Raw genomic sequence first — 25,167 nt, forward strand, 5'->3', positions numbered from 1 at the left:
ACCTCAAGTGGCTTCTCCTCGATGACACATCGAGACTTCACTTAAACCTTGTTACGTCCCATCCCCATGAGAGCGTGAGCGCGATCTGCAACGGTAAAACACCGCAGAACCGCGACCCTCCACCCTCTCCCTGGTGAACATAGCACTGTGGAACCACCCGATCCCATCCCGAACTCGGAAGTGAAACGCAGACGCGCCGATGGTAGTGTGCCCCGCGCATGCGAGAGTAGGTCATCGCCAGGGTCTTATCCCAAAAGCCCCCGACACAATGTCGGGGGCTTTTTATTGGGAAAAGAAAATGTCATGACATCGGAACAGACAGGGCAATACGCTTGATGGTTCAGTGCTCTGCGCACCCCCCATTCTGCAACCTGTTTCAGTACCCGCGAGATGCACGCCGTTTGGCTTGTTGTTTCGTGCCCGCCTGTGGCACTCTCGGGCCAGTGTGTTCAGGAGATCGTCCCATGATCGATCCGGACGGTTATCGCCCCAATGTCGGCATCATCCTCATGAATCCGGACGGGCGGGTGTTCTGGGCCCGGCGCTCACGTCGGGATGGTTGGCAGTTCCCGCAAGGTGGAATGCGGTCGGACGAGACGCCGCTGGAGGCGATGTTCCGCGAGCTGGAAGAGGAAACCGGGCTGCGCGCCGAGCACGTCGAGGTACTGGCTGCAACACCAGGCTGGTTGCGTTACCGCCTTCCCAGGCGCTTCGTGCGCACGAGCCAGCGTCCGCTGTGCATCGGTCAAAAGCAGGTCTGGTTCCTGCTGCGCCTGGTCGCCGATGAGTCCAATGTTTGTCTGGATCATACCGAGCGCCCTGAATTCGATCGCTGGCAATGGGTGGATTTCTGGTATCCGTTCGAGCACGTGGTCGATTTCAAGCGTGATGTCTATTTGCGTGCGCTCAATCATGTTGCAGCGACCGCACAGGCGGTGGCTGCCGGGGCCTCGATCCTTGGCTTCGGGCCAAAGCACACGCCGGCATCGAGAGTGCCGATGGTGCGCCGGGATGATCAGCGCCGCAGGGGGCAGCAGACTGGCTGAACCTGTGCTGGAGCCATGCAGGTCACCGATCAGTCTGATCAGGACTGATGTTGACATCGATTCTCATTTGCATCAGTATCCACTCCGCTGTTGGTCTATCGGAGTCATACATGTACGTGTGCATCTGCAACGGAATCACGGATCGCGACGTCCGGGAAGCGGTGCATGCCGGTGCCAGCGATCTGTCCCAGCTTTCGGCGATGACTGGCTGTTCGACGGTATGTGGCAGTTGCGGCGATCTGGCGTTGGAAATCATGGAAGAGACCCGGCGCGAGCATTTCTCGCTGCCGCTGCTGGCCGCCTGAGGCCCGTATCCTCCCGTCCGAATCGCTTCCCACTTTCCCATAGCCGGCAGGTAGCGTGCCCGACCGGGCCGACGGTACAAGGCCGCTGACTGACGTGGTGTCCTGGCCGGATCAGTGGGGCGCCATCGAAGATCGCAATGCGAGCGATTTTCGCTCCGCCACCGGGTTCTGGTTGCGGCTAAGCTTCCGGGTCGATGTGGACTCAGGAGAGCCGGCATGAAAGGCGAAACCAGGATCATTGCGCACCTGAACAAGGTGTTGTTCAACCAGCTGACCGCGATCAACCAGTACTTCCTGCATGCCCGCATGTTCGGCCATTGGGGCCTGAAGGAGCTGGAGGAGCACGACTACCACCGCTCGATCAAGGCGATGAAGCAGGCCGATGCGCTGATTGAGCGCATCCTGTTTCTGGAAGGGCTGCCGAACCTGCAGAATCTCGGCAAGCTGCTGATCGGCGAGACACCGCAAGAATGCCTGGACTGCGACCTGCGGCTGGAAACCGCCGCGATGCCGCTGACCCGCCAGGCGGTCGCCGATTGTGAGGAGGCCGGCGACTACGTCTCGCGTGAGCTGCTGGTCTCGATCCTGGAAGCCGATGAAGAGCACGTGGATTGGATCGAAACCCAGCAGGATCTGATCAGCCGGCTCGGCTTGCAGACGTATCTGCAGGCGCAGCTGGACGACTGAACCCTGTCGCGCCGGCTTTGATCCAGCGCAACGTCCCACACCGCGCTGCCATTACACTATCGGGTCCGGTCCATGTGACCGGGCCTTTGTTTTTCCACGGAATCTGCGATGTCGGCGTTCGATGTAGAAAAAGTGCTCCATGTCCACCACTGGACCCGTGATTACTTCAGTTTCCGCACCACGCGTGGTGCCGGCCTGCGCTTCGAGAACGGCCAGTTCGTGATGATCGGCCTGCCGGTCGACGGCAAGCCGCTGATGCGCGCCTATTCGGTGGCCAGCGCCAACTGGGAAGAGGAGATGGAGTTCTTCTCGATCAAGGTGGCGCATGGCCCGCTGACCTCGCGCCTGCAGCACCTGAAAGTGGGTGACGAGATCCTGGTCGGCCGCAAGCCGACCGGCACGCTGTTGATTTCCGATGTGCATCCGGGCCGCAACCTCTATCTGCTGGCCACCGGCACCGGACTGGCGCCGTACCTGTCGATCATCAAGGATCCGGATACCTACGAGCGTTTCGAGCGCGTGATCCTGACCCACGGCGTGCGCCAGGTGGAGGATCTGGCCTACCGCGACTACGTGACGCAGGAGCTGCCCAAACACGAATATCTGGGCGAAATGGTCAGCCGCCAGTTGCTGTATTACCCGGCCGTCACGCGTGAGGAATTCCAGCATCGCGGGCGCCTGACCGATCTGCTGGAAAGCGGCCGGATGATGCAGGATCTGGGCATCGAACCACTGGACCCAAAGCACGACCGCGCGATGATCTGCGGCAGCCCGCAGATGCTGGCCGATTTCCGCCGCATCCTGGATGCGCGTGGATTCACGTCCTCGCCGCGTATCGGGACCGCCGGCGAATACGTGTTCGAACGCGCTTTTGTCGAAAAGTAGCGCGCAGCCTCAGAAGTGCCAGTGGCCTGCGAGCAGCCACTGGCGCCCCGGCGCCGGTTCGAAATAGCGCCCGTTGCCGTCGTTGACGATGACCGAGCCGATGCAGGCCCGGTCCAGCAGATTGTCGATCCGGGCCGACAGCCGCAGGCGGCCGATGCGGTGTCCGGCCTCGATGCCGACCGTATGGCAGGCCGGCGCACTCTGGCTGGCGGCATCGTTGACCACGACCACGCCGGTTCGGCTCGCATCCAGCGCGGACTGCCAGCGCCCGTTATCGAACGCCAGCCGGCTCGCGAGCTGCGAGCGCGGCACCCCGGGAATCGGTGAGCCTGCCGCGATCGGCAGGTCCGGATTCGTGCAAGGACTTCCGCTGCAGGCCAGAAAATCCGTGCGGAACTGCGCCTGGATCCGGGTATAGGCCAGCTGCCACGACCAGTCCCTTGCCAGTTCGGCGTCCAGTGCCAATTCCAGCCCTTGGCGTCGGGCGGCGGCAACATTGCGATAGCTCGAACGCCCGCCGCTGTTCGCCGCGACTGCCAGTTCGTCATCGGTATCGGCGCGAAACAGCGCGCCCTGAATCCCGATGCCGGGCGAAGGTCGCCACTTTGCACCCAATTCCAGACTGCGGCTGCGTGCGGCGGAAAGATCAAACGCCAGCCCGGCACCGCCATCGCGCCGGTAGGCCAGTTCGGCGAAGGTCGGGGTTTCGAAGCCGCGCCCGTAGGCGATGTGGAACTTCAGCGCATCGCTGGTGTGCAGCATCAGCCCGGCCACCGGCGTGGTCGCCGAATAGTGCGCCTGTCCGGAATCATCCGGATTGGCGGCGGTGATGTAGCGGTCCTGCGAGCGGAACGACAGCTGGCTGTGGCGCGCGCCGGCCAGCAGCGACCAGTGGTCCGCCAGTTGCCAGTCCAGTTGCAGATACTGGTCGGAACTGTCGGCGCGGTTGCGCTCGTCGCGGCGCAGCCTGCCTTGCAGGCCGGGAATACCGTCCACATGGTTATCATGGCCACGGCGGCGCTGGTACTGGTGTTCGGCGCTGAGGCCCGCCACCAGTGTCAGTGCGCGACCGGCCAACAGACCGTCGTACTGCCAGCGCAGATCGCCGCCGTGGTAGTCAGAATCCAGATCCACGACCCCGCCCGAATGCAGCGGACTGTTCTGCGGCGCGGCCGGGATCGCCAGGAATTGCAGCACCTGGCGCGCGCCGCCGTAGCCGGTGACATGCAGGCTGTGGCGTTCGCCGATGTCCTGCCGCAGGATCAGCCCGCCCTGGCGTTGCCTTACGGATTTGCGGGTGTTGAAGGCGATGGCGTTGGCCACGGCCTGACGCGGGTTTTCGATGACCTGGTCCCACCCAAGGCCGAGCGGATCGAGGGTGCCCGGCATGTCGATCGCATTGGCGACCAGCGTGAGCTGACGGCTGCCGCCGAAGTCCCAGTCCAGTCTCAGGTTGCCGCTGTCACGCCGAGCCCGGCTGTGGTGCCGGTAGCCATCGGTGGCAAAGCGCGACAGCGCCAGGTTGTAGCCCATCGCGCCCGCCTGTCCCAGCCCCAGCACGCTGGCGCGCCAGAAGCCTTCACTGCCGCTGCGCCAGGAGGTGCTCCAGCGTGCCGGGCCTTCGCCCTGCCGGCTGTGAAGTGCGATCACGCCGCCGGAGGAGTTGCCGTACAGCGCCGAGAACGGGCCGCGCAGCACCTCGATGCGTTCGGCTGCGTCCAGATTGAAATGCGACACCTGGCCGGAACCGTCCGGCATTGTGGCCGGAATGCCATCGGCGTAGAGCCGCAACCCGCGCACACCGAACGTGGAGCGTGCGCCGAAGCCGCGGATCGAGATCTGTTCGTCCTGCGCGTGGTTCTGGCGGTTGCGCACGTTGACCCCGGGAACGCCGCCCAGCACATCGGACAACGCGGTCATCGGTCGCGCAGTGCGCAGCGCATCGATCGCCACCGCATTGATCGAAGCGGGCAGCTGCATCGCATCGCGTGGTGTGCGGGTCGCGCTGACGACGATGTCCGGCAGGCGCGCGGCTTCGTCGTGCACTGCTTCGTGTTCAGGCGCGGGTGCGGGCGGCGCGCCGGACGCCACGCCACACAGCGCCCAGAGGCCGAGCGCCGCCACCGTGCCGAAGCGGGTGGCTATCAAAGAAACACGGGTTTCATGCGGGCGCATCACCTGCCCATGCTAGCGCCGTCAGCATCGGAGGCGGCTGGCTTGTGTGCGTGTGGCGCGGCAGACAATCTAATCCTCGCGTGGTGCGAGTGCGACAAAACGGCCTTCCAGTGAGCAGCACTCGGTGCCTGCGGCGTTGCAGATGCGTGCCAGCATCTGCGCCCGTGCCTTGCCACGTTGCCGGAAGCTGGTGAGGAACTGCTCCCACGACTGCTCCGGCGCCAGCCAGGCCTCGGCCGTCAGTTCGTCGTAGAGCGGGTGGCGGTAGCGCAGCATCGAATCCTGTACATAGACATCAGCCTCCAGGCCGGCTTCTTCCAGCTTCACCGAGACCAGAGCCCAGGCGGCCAGGGTCATCACGCTGGCCAGGCTGCCACCGAAGGCGTTGGCCTTGTCGTTGATATTGGGTGCCAGCGGTGCCACCAGATGCAGCCGTTCGCCATCGTAGTGGTGCAGGCGCAACTGCAGTGCGCGGACAGGAGGCATGGACAGCAGGCGCTGCTCGATACGGTGGGTGGGGATGATCAGGTCCAAGACAACGCTGAAAAGGAGCGGGGCGCGTAAGCTTGCCAAATGGATACTGCATTTGTCTTGCCGGAATTGGCCGGCTGGTCCGTCATCTGCCTGCGCCCGGCGATGCAGCAGGCTGCCGCCCGGCGCGCGGTACAGGCGCGTGGTGCCCGGCATGTTTCGCTGCCCGGCCTGGCCTTGCTGCCGCCACCTGATGTGGCGCTGGCGCGTGAACATCTGCGCAAGTCGCTGGATTGTCCGGTGCTGGTCTTCACCAGCCCGGCAGCGGTGGCGTTCGCGGCACGGCTGCTGCCATTGGCACAAACACCCGCCGAACAGGTGTTCGCGGTGGGTGAAGGCACACGGCGTGCGCTGGCGCGGCAGGGCCTGATGGCGCTGGCACCGCCGGATGATGCGATGCATTCGGAGGGGCTGATGACGATGCCGCACTGGGATGCGATCAGCGGCCGGGTGGGGCTGGTTACTGCACCCGGTGGCCGTGGTGTGATCGCGGCCGGGTTGGCGCGGCGTGGTCTTCAGGTGCAGCGCGCCGAGGTCTATCAACGTCAGCCACCGCGTCTGGATGCGCGGCATTGGCGGGCACTGGCACAGGCCGGCGCACCGCGCGCCGTGTTGGTGTCCAGCGGCGAGGCGCTGGACGCGGTACTGGCCGCTGTGCCGGCGCAATTGCGGCCGACACTGCTGGATTCGGTCGCCGTGGCCAGCAGCCCGAGGTTGGCGCTTCTGGCCGGTGACGCCGGCTTCGCCCACAGCCTGACCGCAGCCGCACCCACGGTGCCCGCGATGCTCGATGAACTGGCCGCATATGCCGCTGCGCCGGGCTTCCGGTAGCATGACCATGCCCGCAACTCCGACGATCGCCACTGTGACCGAAGCCGACGATATCCAGGCCGAACCCGAGCCGGCCCGCACCTCCCGCCGCTGGCCCTGGGTGCTGCTGTTGCTGGTTCTGGCCGGCGCGGTTGCCGCCGCGCTGTATGCGCGCCACACACTGCAACAGGGCCAGAACGATGCGGCACGCTGGCAGGCCGACAGCGAAGCGCTGGATCGGCGCCTGGCCGAGCTTGAGCGCGGCATCGGACAGCTGCGCCAGAATCAGCAGGCGTTGACCCAGCGGATCGATTCCACCAGCGCCACCCATCAGGTGTTGCGCGAGGAAGTGCTGGGCATGGGCGAACGTGCCGGTCTGCTTGAAGACGCCGTCGCGCGGCTGTCGCAAAGCCGCATGAGCGGTGACGCCCTGCTGCGGCTGAATGAGGCCGAATTCCTGTTGTCGATGGGCAGTGAGCGGCTCAGCCTGTATGCCGATGTGCCGGCGACGATCCAGGCCTTTTCGCTGGCCGAAGGCACCCTGGCCGGGCTGGATGACCCGGCGTTGTCGACATTGCGCCAGACCCTGGCGCAGGAACTGATCCAGCTGCGCGCGGTGCCGCCGGATCCGCGCCCGCAACTGCGTGCGGAGCTTGCGCAGCTGGCCGCGCAATTGGCCAATCTGCCGGTTTCGCGCGAGGGTGAAGTCGAAACACTCGGCGCGGGTGATTCGCGTCTGGCGCAACTGCTGGGACAGCTGGTCACGGTACGGCGTGTGGACCCGCAGACCACCCTGCTGGGCCCGGCGCAACGCCAGGCCGCGCTGGCTGCGATCGCGCTGCAACTGGAACTGGCACAGGCCGCGCTGGCGCGCCCGGATCAGGCCGCGTTCGACAGCGCGCTGGCGCAGGTGGAAAACAATGCCGCCGGCTTGTTCGATGCCGGGCAGGCCGAAGTGCAGCACTGGTTCGAGCGCATCACCGAATTGCGCCAGGCGCGACTGCTGCCGCAGCTGCCGGTGCTGGGCGCGACCCTGCGCGAGCTGCGTGCACTGCGCGCTGCGCGCCATGTGGGCCGTGGCTCGGCGTTGGAGCTGCCAGCCGTGCAGCCGCAGCGTGCCGCCCCGGTTGCGGAAGCCGGTGGAGAGGTGCCCGAAGACAGTGCATCGTCCACATCTGACCTTCCGCTGGAACCGGAGATTCCGGCGCAGGCCGACGCCTCGCCGGAGGACGAAACCGCAGCTGGTTGGGATGTCGAACGTGAAGGTGAGACCGGGGATGAAGCCGACACAGAAAGCGATTCGCCGCCCGAGACTGAACCGAATGCACCGCCGGTGGAAGCATCCGAACCGGCTGATGACGGCCATGGAGCCACCCCGTGAGACGCCTGTTCGGGCTGATCCTGCTGCTGGCGCTGGCCCTGCTGGGCGCCTGGCTGTGGCGCGTGGTGGTGGCCGATCCGGGCTATGTGCAGATCGCTTTGCGTGGCTACAGCATCGAAACCACGCTGGTGGTCGCGCTGCTGGCGCTGTTCATCGGCGCTGTGGCGCTGTGGCTGCTGCTGGGCTTGCTGCGGTTTCCGTTCCGTTTCTGGCGCCATCGTCGTACCCGGGTTGCGCGAGAATGCCTGGCCGGTGGGCTGGTGGCGCTGCATGAGGGCCGCTGGCGTCGGGCTGAATCCCTGCTTGTGCGCGCCTCGCGCGATCCCGGTCATCGCCTGCCTGCCCTGCTGGGCGCCGCGCGCGCCGCACAGGCCCGTGGCGATGCGGCGGCCGCCGGTGAACTGCTGGCCAGTGCCGCCGAACATGGCGATCCGGTCGATGCCGCCTTGCTGATCGCGCGCCAGCACAAGCAGCAGGGCGACGCGGCCGCGATCACCGCGCTGTTCGATCCGCTGCCGGTGGCGGCTTTACCACCGCGCGCACTGGAAATCCATCTGGGCGCGCTGGTGGACACCGGCCGCGCACGCGAAGCCGTGCTGTTGCTGCCGGCGCTGCATGCCAGCCATGTGGCCGAAGGCCCGGCGCTGCAACGGCAGGAGGCACGCATCCTGTCCGCCGCGTTGCAGCAGGCCGGCGACGAGGCGGAGCTTTCGCGGCTCTGGTCGAGCCTGTCGCGCGGGCAGAAGTCCGATCCACAAGTGGTGGCCGCCTACGCCCGTCGTGCGGTGGCGCTGGGTCAGGCCGAGGCCGGCATTGCCGCAGTGGAGAAAACCCTGCGCCGGCACTGGTCGCCGGAGCTGGTCGCAATCTACGGCGCGCTGCCGCGCAGCGGCCGCCATTCACCGTTGAAAATGGCTGAAGCCTGGCTGGTCGACCACCCGCAGGATCCGGCTTTGCTGGTGACCCTGGGCCAGCTGTGCCGGCACGAGCAGATCTGGGGCAAGGCCGAGGCCTATCTGCAACAGGCGCTGGCGCACGGGGCCGGCGCCGAGGCATGGGAAGAACTGGGCCATGTGCATGCCGCCCAGCACGACGATGCACGCGCCCGCACCGCCTATGCCCGCGCGCTGGCGATCCAGCGGGGCGAACCGGTATCGCTGCTGCCCGGCCGCAGCCTGCGCGAGGAAATTGCCGGCAGCGCCGAACTGGAATCGCGCTCCAGCATGGGTGTGCCGCTGCTGCCGCACGAGGCCGATCCGCTGCCCTGAGCCGGAGACAGCGCGTAGCAGCCAGTTTGTCCGGTGCTGGTCTTCAGCCGTGGCCGGGTGCCGCAGACACCGCAGAATGATCCAGATTCCCGCCCGACAGCACGATGCCCACGCGGCGTCCGGCGAAGCGTTCGCGTTCACGCAGCACCACCGCCAGCGCCAGTGCACCGGAGGGCTCGACCACCTGCTTCATGCGCTCGAACAGCAGCCGCATCGCGGTCCGTACTTCGTCGTCACTGGCCAGCAGGATGCCGTCGCAACGGTCCGACAGGATTGAAAAGGTGCGTTCGGACAGCTGCGCGCGCAGGCCATCGCAGATCGTGTCCGGACTCATGTCGGTGATGCGCCGCCGCTGGCGCAGCGATTGCCAGGCGTCAGCCGCGCCTTCCGGCTCGGCGCCGAACACCTCGATCGCCGGGTTCAGCGCCTTGACCGCGAGCAGCGTGCCCGACAGCAGGCCGCCGCCGGATACCGGCACCACGATCACATCCAGCGCGGCGGCCTGGTGCAGCAGCTCGAGCGCGGCGGTGCCCTGGCCTGCGATGACGCGTGGATCGTCGAACGGGTGGATCAGTTCGCCACGGGTTTCGGCCAGCACCTGCGCGGTGACGCGGTCACGGTCGTGCTGCGAGGCGTCGCAGGGCACGATCCGTGCACCGAAATCACGGATCGCGGCGAGCTTCACCTGCGGCGCGTTGCGCGGTACCACCACCGTGGCACCAATGCCACGCAGCTTGCAGGCCAGCGCGATTGCAGCGCCGTGGTTGCCGGAGGATTGGGTCACCACGCCGCGGGCTGCGCGGGCCGCGTCCAGCGAGAACACCGCATTGCAGGCGCCACGGAACTTGAACGCGCCCACGCGCTGCAGATGCTCGGCCTTGAAGAACAGCGTGGCACCGGCGAGGCGGTCCAGTGAGGCCGAGCCCAGCACCGGCGTGACATGCGCAAACGGCGCGATGCGGGCGGCGGCGTTGCGGATGCAGGCCAGCGTGGGTGGGTCGGGCAGAGGCGTGTTCATCGGGTGATGGTCGGTGGTCCGGCGTCCAGCATAGCCGCCGCCTGCTGGCAGCGCTGCTCATCCGCGCGCATGTCCGGTTTCATCCCTTTCGGTACTATCGTGGATGGTGTTGCGGCCCGCTGCGGCCGCGTTTGATGGAGTCCGGCTGCGGCCGGGATACGTGACAAGGATGCCCATGACCACCGTTGCCGAGACCGATCCGGAAATCCGCCTGGCCGACTACCAGCCACCACCGTGGCGCGTGCGCCATGCAAGGCTGGAGTTCGATCTGGATCCGGCCGCGACCACGGTCACCGCCACGCTGGCACTGGAGCCGGACCCGGACCGGCCGGTGCAGCCGCTGCGGCTGGATGGCGAAGAGCTGGAACTGCTGGAAATCGCCATTGATGGGCGTCCGCTTGCACCCGGCGAGTATCGTCACGATGCCACCGGCCTGCATATCGAAAGGCTTTCCGGCGCCTGCGAACTGCACACCGTGGTGCGCATCGTGCCGCAGGCCAATACCCGGCTCGAAGGCCTGTATGTCAGCCGTGGCGCGCTGTTCACCCAGTGCGAGGCCGAGGGCTTCCGCCGCATCACCTTCTTTCCGGACCGGCCTGATGTATCGGCGGTGTTCGATGTCGTGCTGCGTGCCGATCGCGCGCGCTATCCGGTGCTGCTTTCCAATGGCGATCCAGTGGAGCAGGGCGGCATGTCCGATGGCCGCCATTTCGCGCGCTGGCACGATCCGCATCCCAAGCCCAGCTACCTGTTCGCGCTGGTGGCCGGCGATCTGCAGCGCGTCAGCGCGCCGTTCACTACGATGGAAGGCAGGCGCGTGGAGGTGAACGTCTGGGCCGAGGCCGCCGACGTGGCGCGCTGCGAATACGCGCTCGGTGCCACGCTGCGTGCGATGGAATGGGACGAGCGCCGCTTCGGCCGCGCCTATGATCTTTCTGTGTTCAACATCGTCGCCGCGCAGGATTTCACCATGGGCGCGATGGAGAACAAGGGCCTCAACATCTTCAACGCGCGTTACATCCTGGCCGACATCGATACCGCCACCGACGAGGATTTCCTCGCAATCGAATCGGTGATCGGGCACGAATACTTCCACAACTGGTCCGGCGACCGCGTGACGTTGCGCGACTGGTTCCAGCTCTCGCTGAAGGAAGGGCTGACGGTGTTCCGCGACCAGGAATTCACCGCCGACCTGCATTCGCGCGGCTTGAAGCGCATCGAGGACGTGCGGGTGCTGAAAAGCCGCCAGTTCGTCGAAGACGCCGGCCCGCTCTCGCACCCGGTGCGCCCAGCCAGCTACCGCGAGATCAACAACTTCTACACCGCCACGGTGTACGAAAAGGGCGCCGAACTGGTCCGCATGCTGCACACGCTGCTGGGCGAGGGCGCGTTCCGTCGGGGCCTGGATGCCTATTTCGCAGCGCATGACGGCGGTGCGGCCACGGTCGAGGATCTGGTTGCCGCGATGGCGCAGGCATCCGGGCGCGATCTGTCGCAGTTTCTACGCTGGTGGGAACAACCAGGCACGCCGCGTATCGAGGTGCACGAGGACTTCGATCCGGCCAGCTGCAGTTACACCCTGACCCTGCGTCAGCACGGCGCCGATCCGCAAAAGCCGCTGCACATCCCGCTTGCCCTGGCGTTCTACGACGCCGCCGGGCAGCGCATCGTGCGCGTGCCCGAAACCGATGCGGCCACCCGCCCAGGCCTGATCGAACTGCGCGATTCCGAACATGTCCTGCGGCTGCACGGGCTTGCCGAAAAACCGCTGCCGGCCTTTCTGCAGGGATTGTCTGCACCGGTGCGGCTGGACATGGCCTACCGCCCGGACGAACTGGCTCGGCTGGCGCAGGTAGAGCCGGATCCGCTGACCCGCTGGGAGGCGATGCAGCGCTTGGCGCGGATGGCGCTGCTGGAACCGGCATCGGACGCGCTGGATGCGCTGTTGCAGGCGCAGGCGGCGCTACTCGACGACCCGCAGGCCAATCCCGCCTTTGTCGCCGAATGCCTGGCGATACCGGATGTCTGGGATCTGTCATCGGATCTGGCGCAACTGGACATCGACGCGATCTGGCAGGCGCGCGAAGCCTTGCTCGAACGCCTGGCCCGCAACCAGGCGCGTACGCTGGATGCGCGTTACTGGGCGCTGTCGGCGCAGGCACTGGAAGGGCTGGATGCCGCCAGCGCCGCAGCCCGCAGCCTACGCAACCTGTGCCTGCAACGCCTGTCGCGGCTGCCGGCCGAAATCGATGGCGCACGCGCCTATGCCCATTTCACCGGCGCCAACACGCTGACCGACAGGATCGCCGCGCTCGGTGTGCTGTTGCATCGTGGGCTTACGCCGGCGCCCACCGCGTTGCGGATGTTCGCGCAACGTCACAGCGGCGATGCGTTGACCACCGACAAATGGCTCGCACTGCTGGCGTCCACACCACGCGCCGGTGCGCTGGACACCGTTGCCGCGCTGTTGGCCGGGCCGCATTGGCAGCCGACCAATCCCAACCGGGTGCGTGCGGTGCTGGGTGCGTTCGCACGCAACAACGTGCCGGCCTTCCATCGTGCCGATGGCGCCGGCTATGCATTGCTGCTGAAGCAGATTCCGGTGCTGGATGCGATCAATCCGCAGGTGGCTGCGCGCCTGCTGTCGGTGTTCGAGCACTGGCGGCGCTTCGACCCGGGCCGGCGTGCGCAGCTGTCGCGCGGGTTGCAGGCGCTGCACCCGCAGCTTCGTTCACGCGACAGCCACGAGGTGCTGGCAAGGCTGTTGCAGCCGTGAAACTGAACGGAAATGTGCGTTTTGGTGCGCAAAACGCTCCGAACAGCCCGGATTCAGCACGGATTTACACCCGGCGCCCGAGACTCGGGACTCATCTTCACAGGGGAGACACGCCATGATGCGCTGGATCACCATCCTTGTTGCGGCCGCCGTACTGACCGGCTGCGTCACCACCCGCGAGGTCGTCTACCGCGAGCCCTACCAGGGCGTTCCGGGCGGCAGCCATGTCGGCGGTGGTACTTATTACGATCCGGGTTATGCCGGCAGCGGCGACTATTACTACGGCAGTGCCAACTACGGCAGCTATGCCGGTTACGGCGTCAGCTACGGGATCAGCTATTTCGACTACCCGCTGTACTACTCGCTGTTCTGGCCGATCAACCGCTGGTACTACGACCCGTTCGTCTATCCGGGCTACCACTATGGCGTGACCTGGTTCCCGCGCAACTATTTCAGCGTCAGCCTGAGCTACGGCAACAGCTGGAATCGCCATGGCTGGATGTCCTACTCGCCGTACCGCTATTCGTGGGTCGACAACTACTACGACTGGCGTCCGTGGTACGACCGCTATCCCAGCTACCGCAACCACTATCCGAAGCCGCGATACGGCGATGCGCGGGTCGAGGCCCAGCGTCTGGCCGATCTGCGCCGTCCGGCACGGGTGCAGCCCTATGCCCAGGGCCAGTACCGCTCCGGGGTGCGGGGTAATACCCGTAGCGGCAGTGCGGTGGCGCCGGCGTATCGCGGCAGCCGTGCGGCCGACTATGGCAATGCGGGCGCGATGCCACGCCAGGGCAGTTCCCAAGCCGTGCGTCGCGTCGGTGCCGGGACGCCACGCGCCACTCCGCAGACCGGTGTTTTCGGTAATCCGGCCAGGGCGCCGTCGACCGGCGGCATGATGCCGCGTGGTGCCGCCAGTGGTTCCACCGGCGTTTCCGGCCCGAGCCGTACCGAAGTGCAGCGCATCAACCAGCAGCGTGGCATGCCGCTCAATCGGACTACTCCGGTGCGTGGCACACAGGAACAGAAGCCGGTGACCGATCGCAGCGGGTTCACCGCACCGGTGCGCACGACGCGTCCGGCGACGGTGGATCGTGGCATTCCGATCCAGGGCGTCCGCAGTGCACAGCCAGCCACGCGTGCGCCGGCTGCCGCACCGGTCCGTGGGGTTTCCACTCCACAACCGGCGCCACGCCAGGTCGCACCGGTGCGTAGCGCCACGCCGGTACAGGGTTCGCGCGGTTATTCCACGGGTACGTCCGCGCCGGCAGTGCGCAGCAGCCCGATGCCGGTGAATCGCGCGCCGGTGCGGTCGGCACCGGTACAGGCCGCGCCGCCCCGCTCGGCGGTACCACCGTCGGTACCGGCCCGCGCAGCACAGCCGGCAAGTGCACCGGCACCGCGCAGTGCGCCGGTGCAGTCGCGTGACAGCGGCTCAAGCTCGCGCAGTGGTGATTCCGGGGGTGTGCGCCGCACCGGTTCGAACCGGGAGCGGTGAGGGTCGATGCCCCGTCAAGCGTGGCGTCAGCACAAATGGAAACGGGGCCGATGGCCCCGTTTGCGTATCCGCGTGAAGTCGATGGTGCGGGTTGGCGTGCGGCCGCAGGTTGCGCAGTCTACGGGCCGGACAGGCTTTCAGCGAAACCTGGTATGGGTGCCCAGCGCCAGTGCTTCCAGTTCCCGCGTGATCTGCTGGCGTGATTGTTCTATGTCGGCCAGCCCGCCTGCACGGTGGCCGTTGCGCGCCCGCTCCAGTTCCTGATCCAGCGTGAACAGGGCGATCAGCAGATCATGGTGGCGTTCCACCTGTTCGGTCGGCTGCGGCAGGTTCATAACGGGCTCCTGTGTGAATGGTGTCACAATATTTGAAACTTGCATCCACTCAACGTATTGCATGCGGCTGCCAGCGGCGGCATCATGCGCCGCAAGTGACACGTTGCGTCCGTTTGCGACGCATTGGGCGAGTCACCTGCCGAGATTCCAGCCTGTTCGGCGCCCGGCAATGGTCTGTCCTGGATTCCCCCTGTTCCATTAAGACCGTCGGGCGCCGACCTTCTCCAGAACCCCCGCCACCGTCGCAGCGCAATCCGCGCGCCGGGGCGGGGGTTCGGCGTTTCCGGGGATGGAAACACCGTGGATATGTGCCGGAGATCAAGAGCCTTGATTCCGGCGGCGTCCCCGTGACGCGCTGACCGATCCCTGTTCAATTCGGTCGGACCTGCGGTTCGATCCTCCCCGCGCGGCACGTGGCCTGCAGCGTTCCGGTGATCGTTCCGCGTGCCTTGCCGGCACGGGTGCGGCATGGGTGTTGCAGGAATCGTTCCAACTGCACTTTAGATACAATTCCGACACTTGGCGTCAGGTTCTGTCATGGATTATCCAGAGTCGTTTGATGTGATCGTGGTCGGCGGCGGCCACGCCGGTACCGAAGCCGCGCTGGCCGCGGCGCGTGCTGGTGCCCGCACGCTGCTGCTTTCCCACAGCATTGAAACCATCGGCCAGATGAGCTGCAACCCGGCCATCGGCGGCGTCGGAAAAGGCCATCTGGTCAAGGAAATCGACGCCTTGGGCGGCATCATGGCCAAGGCCGCCGACCGCGCCGGCATCCAGTGGCGCACGCTCAACGCCTCGAAGGGTCCGGCGGTGCGGGCCACCCGTTGCCAGGCCGATCGCGCGCTGTACCGCGCCGCGATCCGGCATGCGGTGGAAAACCAGCCGAACCTGACGCTGTTCCAGCAGGCGGTCAACGATCTGACGCTGGAAGGTCAGAAGGTGACTGGCGTGGTCACCCAGATGGGCCTGCGTTTCTGCGCACGTACCGTGGTGCTGACCGCCGGCACGTTCCTGTCGGGCAAGATCCATATCGGCCAGAGCAACTATGCCGGCGGCCGTGCTGGAGAGGCGCCGGCGACCTCGCTGGCCGCACGCCTGCGCGAATTGCCGCTGGGCGTGGACCGACTCAAGACCGGCACGCCGCCGCGCATCGATGGGCGCAGCATCGATTACTCGCAATTGCTGGCCCAGCCCGGCGACGAACCGCGTCCGGTGTTCTCCTATCTGGGATCGCATCAGGACCAGCCGCCCCAGGTCAGCTGCTGGATCACGCAGACCGGCGAACGCACCCACGACATCATCCGTGGCGGACTGGACCGCTCGCCGCTGTACAGCGGTGCGATCGAGAGCGTCGGGCCGCGCTACTGCCCGTCGATCGAGGACAAGGTGGTGCGCTTCGCGGACAAGACCTCGCACCAGATCTTTGTCGAACCCGAAGGGCTGGATACGCACGAGATCTATCCCAACGGCATCTCCACCTCGCTGCCGTTCGATGTCCAGTTCGCGCTGGTGCGCAGCATCCGAGGCTTCGAGAACGCGGTCATCACGCGCCCGGGCTATGCCATCGAATACGACTACTTCGATCCGCGCGGGTTGAAGGCCTCGCTGGAAACCCGCGCCATCGACGGGCTCTACTTCGCCGGCCAGATCAACGGCACCACCGGCTACGAGGAAGCCGCCGCGCAGGGGCTGATCGCCGGCCTCAATGCGGCACGCACCACACGCGGGCTGGAGCCGTGGACGCCGCGGCGCGACGAGGCCTACATCGGCGTGCTGATCGACGACCTGATCACCAACGGCACGCTGGAGCCGTACCGCATGTTCACCTCGCGCGCCGAATACCGGCTGCAACTGCGCGAAGACAATGCCGACCTGCGCCTGACCGAACGCGGCCGCGAGCTGGCTCTGGTCGATGACACGCGCTGGGCCGCCTTCTGTGAAAAGCGCGAAGCGGTCGAACGCGAAACCGCGCGCCTGAAATCGCTCTGGGCCTCGCCCGGCAACGCGCTGGCGCAGGCGGTTGAGACCACGCTGGGGGTGGCGGTGTCGCGTGAAACCTCGGCCCACGATCTGTTGCGCCGCCCGGAACTGGATTACCGCACACTGACCCGTGTGGAGATGCTGGGCCCGGCCGTGGCCGATCCGCGCGTGGCCGAACAGGTCGAAGTCCAGGCCAAGTACGCCGGTTATCTGGAGCGCCAGGCCGAGGAGATCGCGCGCCAGCAGCGCAGCGAGGCCACGCCGATCCCGGTGGACTTCGACTTCTCGAAGGTGTCCGGCTTGTCCAGCGAGGTGCGGATCAAGCTGGAGAAGATCCGGCCGGAGAACATCGGCCAGGCGATGCGCATCGCCGGCGTGACCCCGGCGGCGATCTCGCTGCTGCTGGTGTACCTGAAGCGCCAACGCAACCTGCCGGCGGCCGGCGCCGCCTGAAGCGGCGTCAGCCGGCGGGTTTCATCCACAAGGCCACGACGAGGCCGGCAAACACCGCCGCGCCGACCCAGTTGTTGTGCAGGAAGGCGCGGAAGCACGGCCCGCGCTCACGCTTGCGGGCGATCCAGAACTCCCACAGCACCAGTCCCAGCGCCACACCGAGCCCGGCCAGATAGGCCACGCCCAGTTCCGCACGCTGCCCGACCAGCAGCATCGTGACGAAGAAGCCGGCATACAGCACAGCCTGCGCGATCAGATCGGCATCGCCGAACAACACCGCCGTGGACTTGGAGCCGATGCGGATATCGTCGTCGCGGTCGACCATCGCGTACCAGGTGTCGTAGGCCGTGGTCCACAGCACATTGCCGCAGAACAGCAGCCAGGCCAGTGGCGGCACGGTGTTCTGCACCGCGGCAAATGCCATCGGAATACCCCAGCCGAACGCCAGCCCCAGGTACACCTGCGGCAGATAGGTATGGCGCTTCAGATACGGATACGTGGCCGCGAGGAAGGCGCCGACGATGCTCAGCTGGATCGTCAGCCGGTTAGTCAGCAGCACCAGCCCGAACGCCACCAGCATCAGCACCACGAACGTCGCCAGCGCCTGCCGTCCGTTCAGTTCGCCGGTTGCGAGCGGGCGGGCACGGGTGCGTTCCACGTGTGGATCGAGCCAGCGGTCGGCATAGTCGTTGATGACGCAGCCGGCCGAGCGCGTCAGCCACACCCCGGCGGTGAAGATCAGCAGCAGATGCCAGGGCGGAAAACCATCGGCGGCCAGCCACAGCGCCCACCAGGTCGGCCACAGCAGCAGCAGCGTACCGATCGGCCGGTCACCACGCAGCAGGCGCCAGTAGGCCTGCCAGCGCGGAGCGGGAACGGCGGCGACCGGTGCGGCGGCATGGCGTGGTGCGGGAGCAGGGCGGCGGGAGCGCGGCTGGGACATTGAAACCTCCGGAACGCGGCCGTCGGGGTGGTATTTTCCGGCACGCGGGCCAATATGTTAGAGCGGGTCGCCCGGTTTGAAGCCCTGCTCCGGAACAGGCCGTGTCCAGCGCGGCGTAGCCGGACCGACAGGCTGAACCGGTACAAAAGTGGAAACCCTTCTCCGGTCACGGCCCTTTCGCCAACGCGTCGTGTCCCATGGCGCGGCAGCGCCACCTTCGAACTTTTCAGGAGCACCGCTTCATGAGCACAACCGGACAAGGCAGTACGGGCAATGTCATTGCCGCCATCTGCAGCCTGTTCATTCCCGGCCTGGGACAACTGGTCCAGGGACGCCTGATGGCGGCGCTGGGCTGGTTCCTGCTGGCCTGCATCGGGTTTGTCATCACCTGGATCATCACGTTGAGCCTGCTGCCGTTCGGCTGGTTCATCGTCAGCATCTTCTCCTGCCTGAACGCGGCGATGTTCCGCCGCTGAGGCACGGCACGGGGCTCCGTGCTCCGGTGCTTGCAGGCTGGCGGGCGGGCTGGCAAAATACGCGGCTCGCTTCGTCCGGCGCATGCCGGGTGCGAACGGCAGCGCGATGCCGTCAGCCTTCGAGAAGCCTGCTTCCGATTCCCAGATCGCGTACCGCCCGCGTGCGGTGGGGCCGCCGTTTCCCTGGCCAAGGGAGACAACATCATTACCTTCGAGGTGCGCCATGGCACGTGTGTGTCAAGTGAGCAAGAAGGGTGTGCAGACCGGCAACAACGTCTCGCACGCCAACAACAAGTCCCGTCGTCGCTGGCTTCCGAACCTGCACGAACGCCGCTTCTGGGTGGCGAGCGAAAACCGCTGGATCAAGCTGCGCGTGTCCAATCATGCCCTGCGCACCATCGACAAGAACGGCATCGACGCCGTGCTGGCCGAACTGCGCGCCCGCGGCGAAAAGGTCTGAGGAGTAGACGATCATGGCATCCAAGCGCGACAAGATTCGCCTGACTTCTTCGGCTGGTACCGGTCATTTCTACACCACCGACAAGAACAAGAAGAACACGCCGAGCAAGATCGAGATCAAGAAGTACGATCCGGTCATCCGCAAGCACGTCATCTACAAGGAAGGCAAGATCAAGTGATCTTCCGGTGCGGCCCGGCCGCCCCTTGAAGTAGCATCGAAACCCGCCTGCCGGCGGGTTTCTTTTTGCCCGTGTGATGGCAGCGAAAGCATCCCGCGCTGCGGCCGGTGCCGACGCGTTGGTGGTTGCCGCTGCGGCCACGCGCGACCTACACTGATTCCTGACTTCCTGCCCGTGCGACTATCAGGCATGTTCAAGGGGATGCTTGCCAGATATGCATGCGTGTCCCGCCTGATGCGGCTGGGGCTGGGGTTGCTGCTGTGCCTGCCGCTGGTGGCCGGCGCGGTGGTGCGCGATTACCACTTCCGCATGCTGGATGCGCGCCAAGGCCTGTCGCAGAGCAGCGTCACCGCCTTCCTGCAGGACCGCAGCGGATTCGTCTGGATCGCGACCCAGGGTGATCTGCACCGCTTCGACGGTTACAGCTTCCAGATGCTGGAAGATCTGGTCGAAGGTGACGGCACCCTGCCCAGTTTCGTGCAGGCGCTGGCCGAGGGCGATGACGGTACGATCTATATCGGCACGCTGCAGGATGGCCTTTACCTGCTGGATCCGGCACGACGCCACCTGCGCCCGGCAAGCCCGCCGTCCGGCGCGCATTCCATGCCGAAACGGCGCGTGGAGGCGCTGTTTTTCCAGCCCGGCGTCGGCCTGTGGGTGGCCTGGCCGCATGGCGTCGGCCGTTTCGACGCTGCCACCGGCAGCTATCAGGAAATGCTGGTCTTCGATCTGGGTCGCTCCTCGCCGGAGGCCGGCCGCATCGCGCGCGGGGTGCGGGCGTTGACGGTGGATCAGGACGGCATGCTGTGGATCGCGGCCAGCCACGGCATCTATCGGATCCACACCGGCAGCGGCCAGGCCGACCGGCATTCGGTGCTGGGTGCATCTGCGCTGCTGGTGGACGAGGCTGGCGACCTGTGGCTCGGCACCCCTGACGGCCTGCATCGCAAACGTCGCGGCAAGCCGGCGCTGGAGCCGCTATGGCCGCAACAGGCACCGTCTACAGACGCGAGCTGCTGCGATGTGATCGCGCTGGCGCTGGCCGCTGATGGTGCGATCTGGCTGTCGGTACGGCGCGGCAATGTCTGGCGCTATTCGCCGCTGGCCGGCAATGCCAGTGCGATTCCCACCAGCCCATGGGTTGACGGGATGCTGGCCGAAAGCAGCATCGCGCAGATGATGATCGACCGCTCCAACTTGCTCTGGCTCGGCGGTTATGCGCGGGGTGTGGCGACCACGCCGGCCGATGGCACGCCGTTCCGTGCAGTATTCGACATGGATCCGGCGCGTGATCCGATGACCGGCAATTTCATCCGCGCCATCCTGGAAGGCGACAGTGGCGAATACTGGCTCGGCACGTTGGGCGGGCTGCGTCGCTACGAGCCACTGTACGATCATTTCGAAGCCTTCGACGCCGCATTCGAGCCGGTGCCCGGCCGGGCCGGGCCGCAGCCTACGCCCGTGATCAACGCGATCCGCGCCGGTAACGGCAATGTATTGTGGCTGGCGACCAGCGTGGGATTGTACCGCTTCGATACCGGCACGCGACGGGCCGAGGCGGTTCCGCTCAATGGCAGCCTTGCCCCGGTCTACATACGTACGCTGGAGCGCGTACGTGATGGCAGCCTGTGGATGGCCTACGGCGACGCCGGCCTGCTGCGGCTGGATCCGGTCACCGGTGAGGACAGCGTGCTGTCGCCACGGCCCGGAGTCGAAGGTGCGCACCATCTGGCCAATGTCACCGCGATCCTGGAGGATTCGCGCGGCCGCGTCTGGGTCGGTGGGCTGAACGGAGTCAGTCTCTATGATCCGGCCAGCGGGCGCTTCCGCAACTTCATGCATGATCCGGACCGCAACGATTCGCTGGCCGGCAACCTGGTGCGCACGATCCACGAAACCCGCGATGGCGCGATCTGGGTCGGCGGACATCACGGCCTGGACCAGGTGCTGGAATCGAGCACCGGCGACATCACCTTCCGCCGATTCGGCTTCCCCGGCGAGGACATTGATCCGGTGGTCTACGCGATCGCCGAGGACGCCGACGGGCGTCTCTGGGTCAGCGGCAACGACGGCATCGTGCGGATCAACCGGGGTGACGGCAGCATGGTGCGTTACGGCCTCAGTGCCGGGTTGCAGGATCTGGAATTCAACGGCAACGCAGTGGCGATGCTGCGCGATGGGCAGCTGGCATTCGGCGGCATCCGCGGGCTCAACCTGATTGACCCGGCGGCGGTGCAGCCCAGCCGCTTCGATGCGCCGGTGGCGCTGACCTGGATCGGCAGCGGCCGGCGCTCACCGACCGGGCGCATGACCCAGACCGAGGAGATCCAGATGCCGCAACGGCTGCGGGTGCTGAGCCTGGGGTTCGCCGCGCTGGACTACACCTCGCCGGAGAACAACCTGTTCTCCTATCGTCTCGAAGGGTTCGATCCGGAATTCAGCCCGCCGTCGCCACGGGCATCGGCGATCTACACCAACCTGGCGCCGGGGCGTTATCTGTTCCGGGTACGCGCCACCAATCATGCCGGGGTCTGGAGCAGCCACGAGCTGCGCGTGCCGGTCCACATCCTGGCGCCGTGGTGGCGTTCGGCCTGGGCCATGGCCGGCTATGCGGTGCTGGCGATCGGCCTGCTCTGGGCGCTGTGGCAGGCACGCGCAGCGCGACGCGCGCATCGTGCCAACCTGCTGGCGCAGATCCGCGAGCGCGAGGACCGTTTGAAGCTGTCGCTGTGGGGCGCCGGGGATTCTTTCTGGGACTGGGATGTGCGCAACGACGTGATCCACCGGATCGGCGCTGAACATCTGCTTCAGGGGCCGGCCGAACAGATGCTCACCACGGACGAGTGGCGCGAACACGCGATCCATCCGGACGACCTGCCGCAGGTGCATCAGCGCATGCAGGAACATCTGGCCGGACTCAGCGAGTCCTTCGAATCCGAGCACCGCGTGCGCAATTCCAACAACGAATGGGTCTGGGTGCGGGCGCGCGGCAAGGTGGTCGAGCGCGATGCCGACTTCAATCCGCTGCGCGTGGCCGGCACCGCGCGCGACATCACCGCCAACCGCCGCGCAGAGCGCGAGCGTCGCATCGCCTCCGAGGTGCTGCGCAGCATGAACGAGGCGGTGGCGGTGGTGGACCTCAGCTTCCGTTTCGTCTCGGTCAATCCGGCGTTCTCGCGCATCACCGGTTACCGCGAGCAGGATGTCATCGGCATGGCCGAGAGCGTGCTGGAAAGCAGCCAGCATCCGCCCGAGTTCTATCGCCGCACGCGCGAAACGCTGACCGCCAGCGGCCACTTCAAGGGCGAGATGTGGCTGCGCCGCGCCGATGGCGAGGAGTTTCTGGGCTGGGTTGAACAGGTCGAAGTGCGCGACGAATTCGGCGTGCGCAGCCACTACGTCGCGGTGGTCAACGACATCACCGACAAGAAGCGCGCCGAGCAGGAACTGCGCTATCTGGCCAACTACGACACCCTCACCGGCCTGCCGAATCGCAGCCTGCTGTCCGAGCGCCTGGCCCGCGCCGTGGTGCGCGCGCGCCGGCATGAAACCCGGGTCGCGGTGCTGTTTCTGGATCTGGACCACTTCAAGGTGGTCAACGATTCGCTCGGACACGCTGCTGGCGACCGCATCCTGAAAGCCTCGGCACAGCGCCTGCTGGGCGTGGTCGGCACTTCGGACACCGTGGCACGGCTGGGCGGCGACGAGTTCACCATCGTGATGGAAGAGGTCGACGAACTGGCCGCCGTCGGCGCCATGGCCGAAGCGGTGATCGCCGCGTTCGGCGAGGCCATCCTGTCTGATGGGCACGGCGATGTCGTGATCTCGCCCTCGATCGGCATTTCGCTGTATCCCGAACATGCGCAGGTGCCGACCGATCTGCTGAAGTTCGCCGATGCCGCGATGTACCGCGCCAAGGAGCGCGGCCGCAACACCTACCAGTTCTACGACGAATCCATGGATGCCGAAGTGCGGCGCCGCGCCACGCTGACCGCAGCGCTGCGGCGGGCGCTGGACCGCAACGAATTCCGTCTTGAGTTCCAGCCGCGCCAGTCGTTGTTCGATGGTCATATCGGCGGGGTCGAAGCGTTGCTGCGCTGGGACAGCGAAGAACTGGGCAGCGTGCCGCCCAGCGCCTTCATCCCGCTGGCCGAGGAAACCGGCCTGATCCTGCCGATCGGCGAATGGGTGCTGGGCGAAGCCTGCCGCACGCTGTGCCGCTGGCGCGAGGAAGGCGTGATGGATGTCGGGGTTGCGGTCAATGTCTCGGTGCTGCAACTGCTGCGCGGCAACCTGCCCGGCACGGTGGCGCGGGTGCTGGCTGAAACCGGTTTGCCGGCCCCACGCCTGGAGCTGGAGCTGACCGAGAGCATGGTGATGGCCAATGCCGAGCAGACCATCACTATCCTGCGCGACCTCAAGCGCGTCGGCGTTTCGATCGCGATCGACGATTTCGGCACCGGCTATTCCTCGCTGATCTACCTCAAGCGCCTGCCGATCGACACGCTCAAGATCGACAAGGAATTTGTCGGCGACCTGACCCGCGACCCGGATGATGAGGCGATCACCGCCACGATCATCTCGATGGCGCACTCGCTCGGCCTGACCGTGGTGGCCGAAGGCGTGGAAACCGCCGAGCAACTGCGCTACCTGCACGAACACGGCTGCGACGAAATCCAGGGCTATCTGCTGGCGCGTCCTATGCGGCCGGACCAGTGTCTGGAGTTCCTGCAGTTTCAATCCGCGCAGCGGCGCGGACAACCGGTCGCTTGACCGCTTCCCGGGCGCCACCTATCTTGCCGTAATGTCCAGTCCTGACCTCCGCCAACAGCTGGAAGACCTTTCCGAACAGCTCGATCAGCTGGGCGTGGCGCTGGCCCGCCTGCTGGACGAGAACCGCAGCCTGCGCGCCAGCCAGGAACAACTGGTCGGTGAGCGCGCCGCGCTGCTGTCCAAGAACGAGCAGGCACGCTCGCGGGTGGAGGCGATGATCCTGCGGCTCAAATCGCTGGAGCAGAACGCATGAGCGAGCCGGTCAGTGTCCGTATCGTGGATCGGGAATACCTGGTTGCCTGTGAGCCGGAAGAACGCGACGGCCTGATCCAGGCCGCGCAGATGCTGGATCGGCAGATGCGCGAAATCCGTGCCGGCAACCGCATGGCCGGGATCGACCGGATCGCGGTGCTGGCGGCGCTGAACCTGGCGCACGAGCTGCAACAGCTGCGGCGCGGCGAGCAGGCCGAACATCAGGGCCTGGCGCTGGTGCTGGGCGAAATGTCGCGCAAGCTGGACCGGCTGTTGAACGAGGCCCGGCAGCGCTGAGTACATGTCCGGGCGCGGCAGCTGTGCCGCAGTTCGGGATGAAAAGAATCTTCCCGCCGGCAACACCCGGCTGGCCCGGATGACGTGATTTCAGCCGCCTGTCGCGCGCTGCGCCTGCTCGCCCAGGCGCGCGATATCCACCATCACGAATAGCGAATCGGCGCGCACCGTCAGCACATCGCCGGCGTGGATTTCGCACAGCACCCGGGTCTTGCGCCCGACCTCGCCTTCGACCCGTGCCTCCAGCAGCAGCTCCTGCCCCATTGGCGTGGGCCGCAGGTAATCCAGCCCCAGATGCGCGGTCACGCAATGGATCGCCGGCTCGCTTCCCGGTTCGCGGCCCTGTGCTCGGTAATGCGCCGCCATCGCGGTCCAGTTCGAATGGCAATCCACCAGCATCGCCAGCAGGCCGCCGTAGACCAGCCCCGGCCAGCCGATGAACTCCTCGCGCGGAGTGTGGCGTGCCACCACGTGGATGCCGTCCTCGTGCCAGTGGCTGGCGATGCGCAACCCGGAAGGATGCTGCGGCCCGCAGCCGTAGCAACTGCCATCGGGTGCGGCCAGATGCTGGAGGGAGGCAGGTTCGGACGACATGGGAAAACAACTCCGGGAAACAGCGGCGAGGCCGCCGTGAAAGATC

The 25,167-nt window shown here is 66.4% G+C and carries 22 protein-coding genes and 1 rRNA gene; 17 read left to right on the plus strand and 6 right to left on the minus strand.

Annotation, left to right across the window (positions count from 1 at the left end; all coding sequences use genetic code 11):
• Positions 1-129: 129 nt before the first annotated feature.
• From rrf to WDB66_RS11405, 5 genes are all read left to right on the plus strand, one after another.
• Positions 130-243 (plus strand): 5S ribosomal RNA (rrf, locus tag WDB66_RS11385).
• A 221-nt stretch (positions 244-464) separates the two neighbouring features.
• The gene (locus WDB66_RS11390; RefSeq protein WP_339398708.1) at positions 465-1,046 is read left to right on the plus strand and encodes an RNA pyrophosphohydrolase; all 582 of its coding nucleotides are present in this window, start codon (positions 465-467) and stop codon (positions 1,044-1,046) included.
• 47 nt (positions 1,047-1,093) lie between these two features.
• Positions 1,094-1,351 (plus strand): (2Fe-2S)-binding protein, encoded by a 258-nt coding sequence (locus WDB66_RS11395; protein ID WP_339398709.1) that lies wholly within the window; start codon positions 1,094-1,096, stop codon positions 1,349-1,351.
• A gap of 216 nt (positions 1,352-1,567) precedes the next feature.
• Positions 1,568-2,038 carry a bacterioferritin gene (gene bfr / locus WDB66_RS11400; protein WP_339398710.1) on the plus strand — a complete coding sequence of 157 codons (471 nt, stop codon included), beginning with the start codon at positions 1,568-1,570 and terminating at the stop codon, positions 2,036-2,038.
• A gap of 108 nt (positions 2,039-2,146) precedes the next feature.
• Positions 2,147-2,923, plus strand: a complete 777-nt coding sequence (locus WDB66_RS11405) for a ferredoxin--NADP reductase (RefSeq protein WP_339398711.1) — start codon at positions 2,147-2,149, stop codon at positions 2,921-2,923.
• Between the two features lie 9 nt (positions 2,924-2,932).
• On the opposite strand, the gene WDB66_RS11410 is transcribed toward WDB66_RS11405, so the two are convergent.
• Both WDB66_RS11410 and WDB66_RS11415 read right to left on the minus strand, forming a co-directional pair.
• Complete coding sequence (locus WDB66_RS11410) at positions 2,933-5,098, minus strand: TonB-dependent receptor family protein (RefSeq protein ID WP_339398712.1); 2,166 nt, start codon at positions 5,096-5,098, stop codon at positions 2,933-2,935.
• Positions 5,099-5,167: 69 nt separating this feature from the next.
• Positions 5,168-5,632 (minus strand): YiiD C-terminal domain-containing protein, encoded by a 465-nt coding sequence (locus WDB66_RS11415; RefSeq protein ID WP_339398713.1) that lies wholly within the window; start codon positions 5,630-5,632, stop codon positions 5,168-5,170.
• Between the two features lie 39 nt (positions 5,633-5,671).
• Here WDB66_RS11415 and WDB66_RS11420 point away from each other — a divergent pair, with 39 nt between their 5' ends.
• From WDB66_RS11420 to WDB66_RS11430, 3 genes are read left to right on the plus strand one after another with little or no spacing between them, the layout of a single operon-like run.
• Complete coding sequence (locus WDB66_RS11420) at positions 5,672-6,460, plus strand: uroporphyrinogen-III synthase (RefSeq protein WP_339398714.1); 789 nt, start codon at positions 5,672-5,674, stop codon at positions 6,458-6,460.
• Between the two features lie 7 nt (positions 6,461-6,467).
• Complete coding sequence (locus tag WDB66_RS11425) at positions 6,468-7,820, plus strand: uroporphyrinogen-III C-methyltransferase (protein WP_339398715.1); 1,353 nt, start codon at positions 6,468-6,470, stop codon at positions 7,818-7,820.
• Positions 7,817-9,088 (plus strand): heme biosynthesis HemY N-terminal domain-containing protein, encoded by a 1,272-nt coding sequence (locus WDB66_RS11430; RefSeq protein ID WP_339398716.1) that lies wholly within the window; start codon positions 7,817-7,819, stop codon positions 9,086-9,088. The genes WDB66_RS11425 and WDB66_RS11430 overlap by 4 nt, the downstream gene beginning before the upstream one ends.
• A 43-nt stretch (positions 9,089-9,131) precedes the next feature.
• Here WDB66_RS11430 and WDB66_RS11435 read toward each other — a convergent pair whose 3' ends face one another.
• A complete protein-coding gene (locus WDB66_RS11435; RefSeq protein WP_339398717.1) occupies positions 9,132-10,106 on the minus strand; it encodes a pyridoxal-phosphate dependent enzyme in 975 nt (324 codons plus the stop codon).
• A gap of 175 nt (positions 10,107-10,281) precedes the next feature.
• On the opposite strand from WDB66_RS11435, the gene pepN reads away from it, so the two are divergent.
• Together pepN and WDB66_RS11445 are read left to right on the plus strand one after the other, a co-directional pair.
• Positions 10,282-12,882 (plus strand): aminopeptidase N, encoded by a 2,601-nt coding sequence (gene pepN / locus WDB66_RS11440; RefSeq protein WP_339398718.1) that lies wholly within the window; start codon positions 10,282-10,284, stop codon positions 12,880-12,882.
• A gap of 115 nt (positions 12,883-12,997) precedes the next feature.
• On the plus strand, positions 12,998-14,380 hold the full coding sequence (locus tag WDB66_RS11445) for a hypothetical protein (RefSeq protein ID WP_339398719.1): 1,383 nt from the start codon (positions 12,998-13,000) through the stop codon (positions 14,378-14,380).
• Between the two features lie 137 nt (positions 14,381-14,517).
• On the opposite strand, the gene WDB66_RS11450 is transcribed toward WDB66_RS11445, so the two are convergent.
• The gene (locus WDB66_RS11450) at positions 14,518-14,715 is read right to left on the minus strand and encodes a hypothetical protein (RefSeq protein ID WP_339398720.1); all 198 of its coding nucleotides are present in this window, start codon (positions 14,713-14,715) and stop codon (positions 14,518-14,520) included.
• Positions 14,716-15,252: 537 nt separating this feature from the next.
• Here WDB66_RS11450 and mnmG point away from each other — a divergent pair.
• Positions 15,253-17,148 carry a tRNA uridine-5-carboxymethylaminomethyl(34) synthesis enzyme MnmG gene (mnmG, locus tag WDB66_RS11455; protein WP_339398721.1) on the plus strand — a complete coding sequence of 632 codons (1,896 nt, stop codon included), beginning with the start codon at positions 15,253-15,255 and terminating at the stop codon, positions 17,146-17,148.
• A 7-nt stretch (positions 17,149-17,155) separates the two neighbouring features.
• Here the strand turns inward: mnmG and ubiA are convergent, their stop codons facing one another.
• A complete protein-coding gene (gene ubiA / locus WDB66_RS11460) occupies positions 17,156-18,091 on the minus strand; it encodes a 4-hydroxybenzoate octaprenyltransferase (protein WP_339398722.1) in 936 nt (311 codons plus the stop codon).
• 242 nt (positions 18,092-18,333) lie between these two features.
• Here ubiA and WDB66_RS11465 point away from each other — a divergent pair, with 242 nt between their 5' ends.
• The 6 genes from WDB66_RS11465 (at position 18,334) to WDB66_RS11490 (ending at position 24,527) form a co-directional block, all read left to right on the plus strand.
• Complete coding sequence (locus tag WDB66_RS11465; protein ID WP_339398723.1) at positions 18,334-18,567, plus strand: hypothetical protein; 234 nt, start codon at positions 18,334-18,336, stop codon at positions 18,565-18,567.
• A 223-nt stretch (positions 18,568-18,790) separates the two neighbouring features.
• Positions 18,791-19,027, plus strand: a complete 237-nt coding sequence (gene rpmB, locus WDB66_RS11470; RefSeq protein WP_339398724.1) for a 50S ribosomal protein L28 — start codon at positions 18,791-18,793, stop codon at positions 19,025-19,027.
• Positions 19,028-19,037: 10 nt separating this feature from the next.
• On the plus strand, positions 19,038-19,205 hold the full coding sequence (rpmG, locus tag WDB66_RS11475) for a 50S ribosomal protein L33 (RefSeq protein ID WP_489670857.1): 168 nt from the start codon (positions 19,038-19,040) through the stop codon (positions 19,203-19,205).
• 222 nt (positions 19,206-19,427) lie between these two features.
• The gene (locus WDB66_RS11480) at positions 19,428-23,978 is read left to right on the plus strand and encodes an EAL domain-containing protein (protein WP_339398726.1); all 4,551 of its coding nucleotides are present in this window, start codon (positions 19,428-19,430) and stop codon (positions 23,976-23,978) included.
• 31 nt (positions 23,979-24,009) lie between these two features.
• Positions 24,010-24,231 carry a TIGR02449 family protein gene (locus tag WDB66_RS11485; RefSeq protein ID WP_339398728.1) on the plus strand — a complete coding sequence of 74 codons (222 nt, stop codon included), beginning with the start codon at positions 24,010-24,012 and terminating at the stop codon, positions 24,229-24,231.
• The gene (locus WDB66_RS11490) at positions 24,228-24,527 is read left to right on the plus strand and encodes a cell division protein ZapA (protein WP_339398729.1); all 300 of its coding nucleotides are present in this window, start codon (positions 24,228-24,230) and stop codon (positions 24,525-24,527) included. The genes WDB66_RS11485 and WDB66_RS11490 overlap by 4 nt, the downstream gene beginning before the upstream one ends.
• A gap of 90 nt (positions 24,528-24,617) precedes the next feature.
• On the opposite strand, the gene WDB66_RS11495 is transcribed toward WDB66_RS11490, so the two are convergent.
• Entirely contained in the window at positions 24,618-25,121 is a 504-nt protein-coding gene (locus WDB66_RS11495) for a PaaI family thioesterase (RefSeq protein WP_339398730.1), read from the minus strand.
• Positions 25,122-25,167: the final 46 nt, after the last annotated feature.

It is taken from the genome of Denitratimonas organivorans (assembly GCF_037478135.1).
Lineage (GTDB): Bacteria > Pseudomonadota > Gammaproteobacteria > Xanthomonadales > Xanthomonadaceae > Denitratimonas.

Excerpts from the sequence above, each read along its gene's own strand:
- WDB66_RS11390 (WP_339398708.1), top strand. The coding sequence starts at position 465 with ATGATCGATCCGGACGGTTATCGCCCCAATGTCGGCATCATCCTCATG.
- WDB66_RS11395 (WP_339398709.1), top strand. The coding sequence starts at position 1,094 with ATGTTGACATCGATTCTCATTTGCATCAGTATCCACTCCGCTGTTGGT.
- bfr (WP_339398710.1), top strand. The coding sequence starts at position 1,568 with ATGAAAGGCGAAACCAGGATCATTGCGCACCTGAACAAGGTGTTGTTC.
- WDB66_RS11405 (WP_339398711.1), top strand. The coding sequence starts at position 2,147 with ATGTCGGCGTTCGATGTAGAAAAAGTGCTCCATGTCCACCACTGGACC.
- WDB66_RS11410 (WP_339398712.1), bottom strand. The coding sequence starts at position 5,098 with ATGCGCCCGCATGAAACCCGTGTTTCTTTGATAGCCACCCGCTTCGGC.
- WDB66_RS11420 (WP_339398714.1), top strand. The coding sequence starts at position 5,672 with ATGGATACTGCATTTGTCTTGCCGGAATTGGCCGGCTGGTCCGTCATC.
- WDB66_RS11425 (WP_339398715.1), top strand. The coding sequence starts at position 6,468 with ATGCCCGCAACTCCGACGATCGCCACTGTGACCGAAGCCGACGATATC.
- WDB66_RS11435 (WP_339398717.1), bottom strand. The coding sequence starts at position 10,106 with ATGAACACGCCTCTGCCCGACCCACCCACGCTGGCCTGCATCCGCAAC.
- pepN (WP_339398718.1), top strand. The coding sequence starts at position 10,282 with ATGACCACCGTTGCCGAGACCGATCCGGAAATCCGCCTGGCCGACTAC.
- WDB66_RS11445 (WP_339398719.1), top strand. The coding sequence starts at position 12,998 with ATGATGCGCTGGATCACCATCCTTGTTGCGGCCGCCGTACTGACCGGC.
- WDB66_RS11450 (WP_339398720.1), bottom strand. The coding sequence starts at position 14,715 with ATGAACCTGCCGCAGCCGACCGAACAGGTGGAACGCCACCATGATCTG.
- mnmG (WP_339398721.1), top strand. The coding sequence starts at position 15,253 with ATGGATTATCCAGAGTCGTTTGATGTGATCGTGGTCGGCGGCGGCCAC.
- ubiA (WP_339398722.1), bottom strand. The coding sequence starts at position 18,091 with ATGTCCCAGCCGCGCTCCCGCCGCCCTGCTCCCGCACCACGCCATGCC.
- WDB66_RS11465 (WP_339398723.1), top strand. The coding sequence starts at position 18,334 with ATGAGCACAACCGGACAAGGCAGTACGGGCAATGTCATTGCCGCCATC.
- rpmB (WP_339398724.1), top strand. The coding sequence starts at position 18,791 with ATGGCACGTGTGTGTCAAGTGAGCAAGAAGGGTGTGCAGACCGGCAAC.
- WDB66_RS11485 (WP_339398728.1), top strand. The coding sequence starts at position 24,010 with ATGTCCAGTCCTGACCTCCGCCAACAGCTGGAAGACCTTTCCGAACAG.
- WDB66_RS11490 (WP_339398729.1), top strand. The coding sequence starts at position 24,228 with ATGAGCGAGCCGGTCAGTGTCCGTATCGTGGATCGGGAATACCTGGTT.
- WDB66_RS11495 (WP_339398730.1), bottom strand. The coding sequence starts at position 25,121 with ATGTCGTCCGAACCTGCCTCCCTCCAGCATCTGGCCGCACCCGATGGC.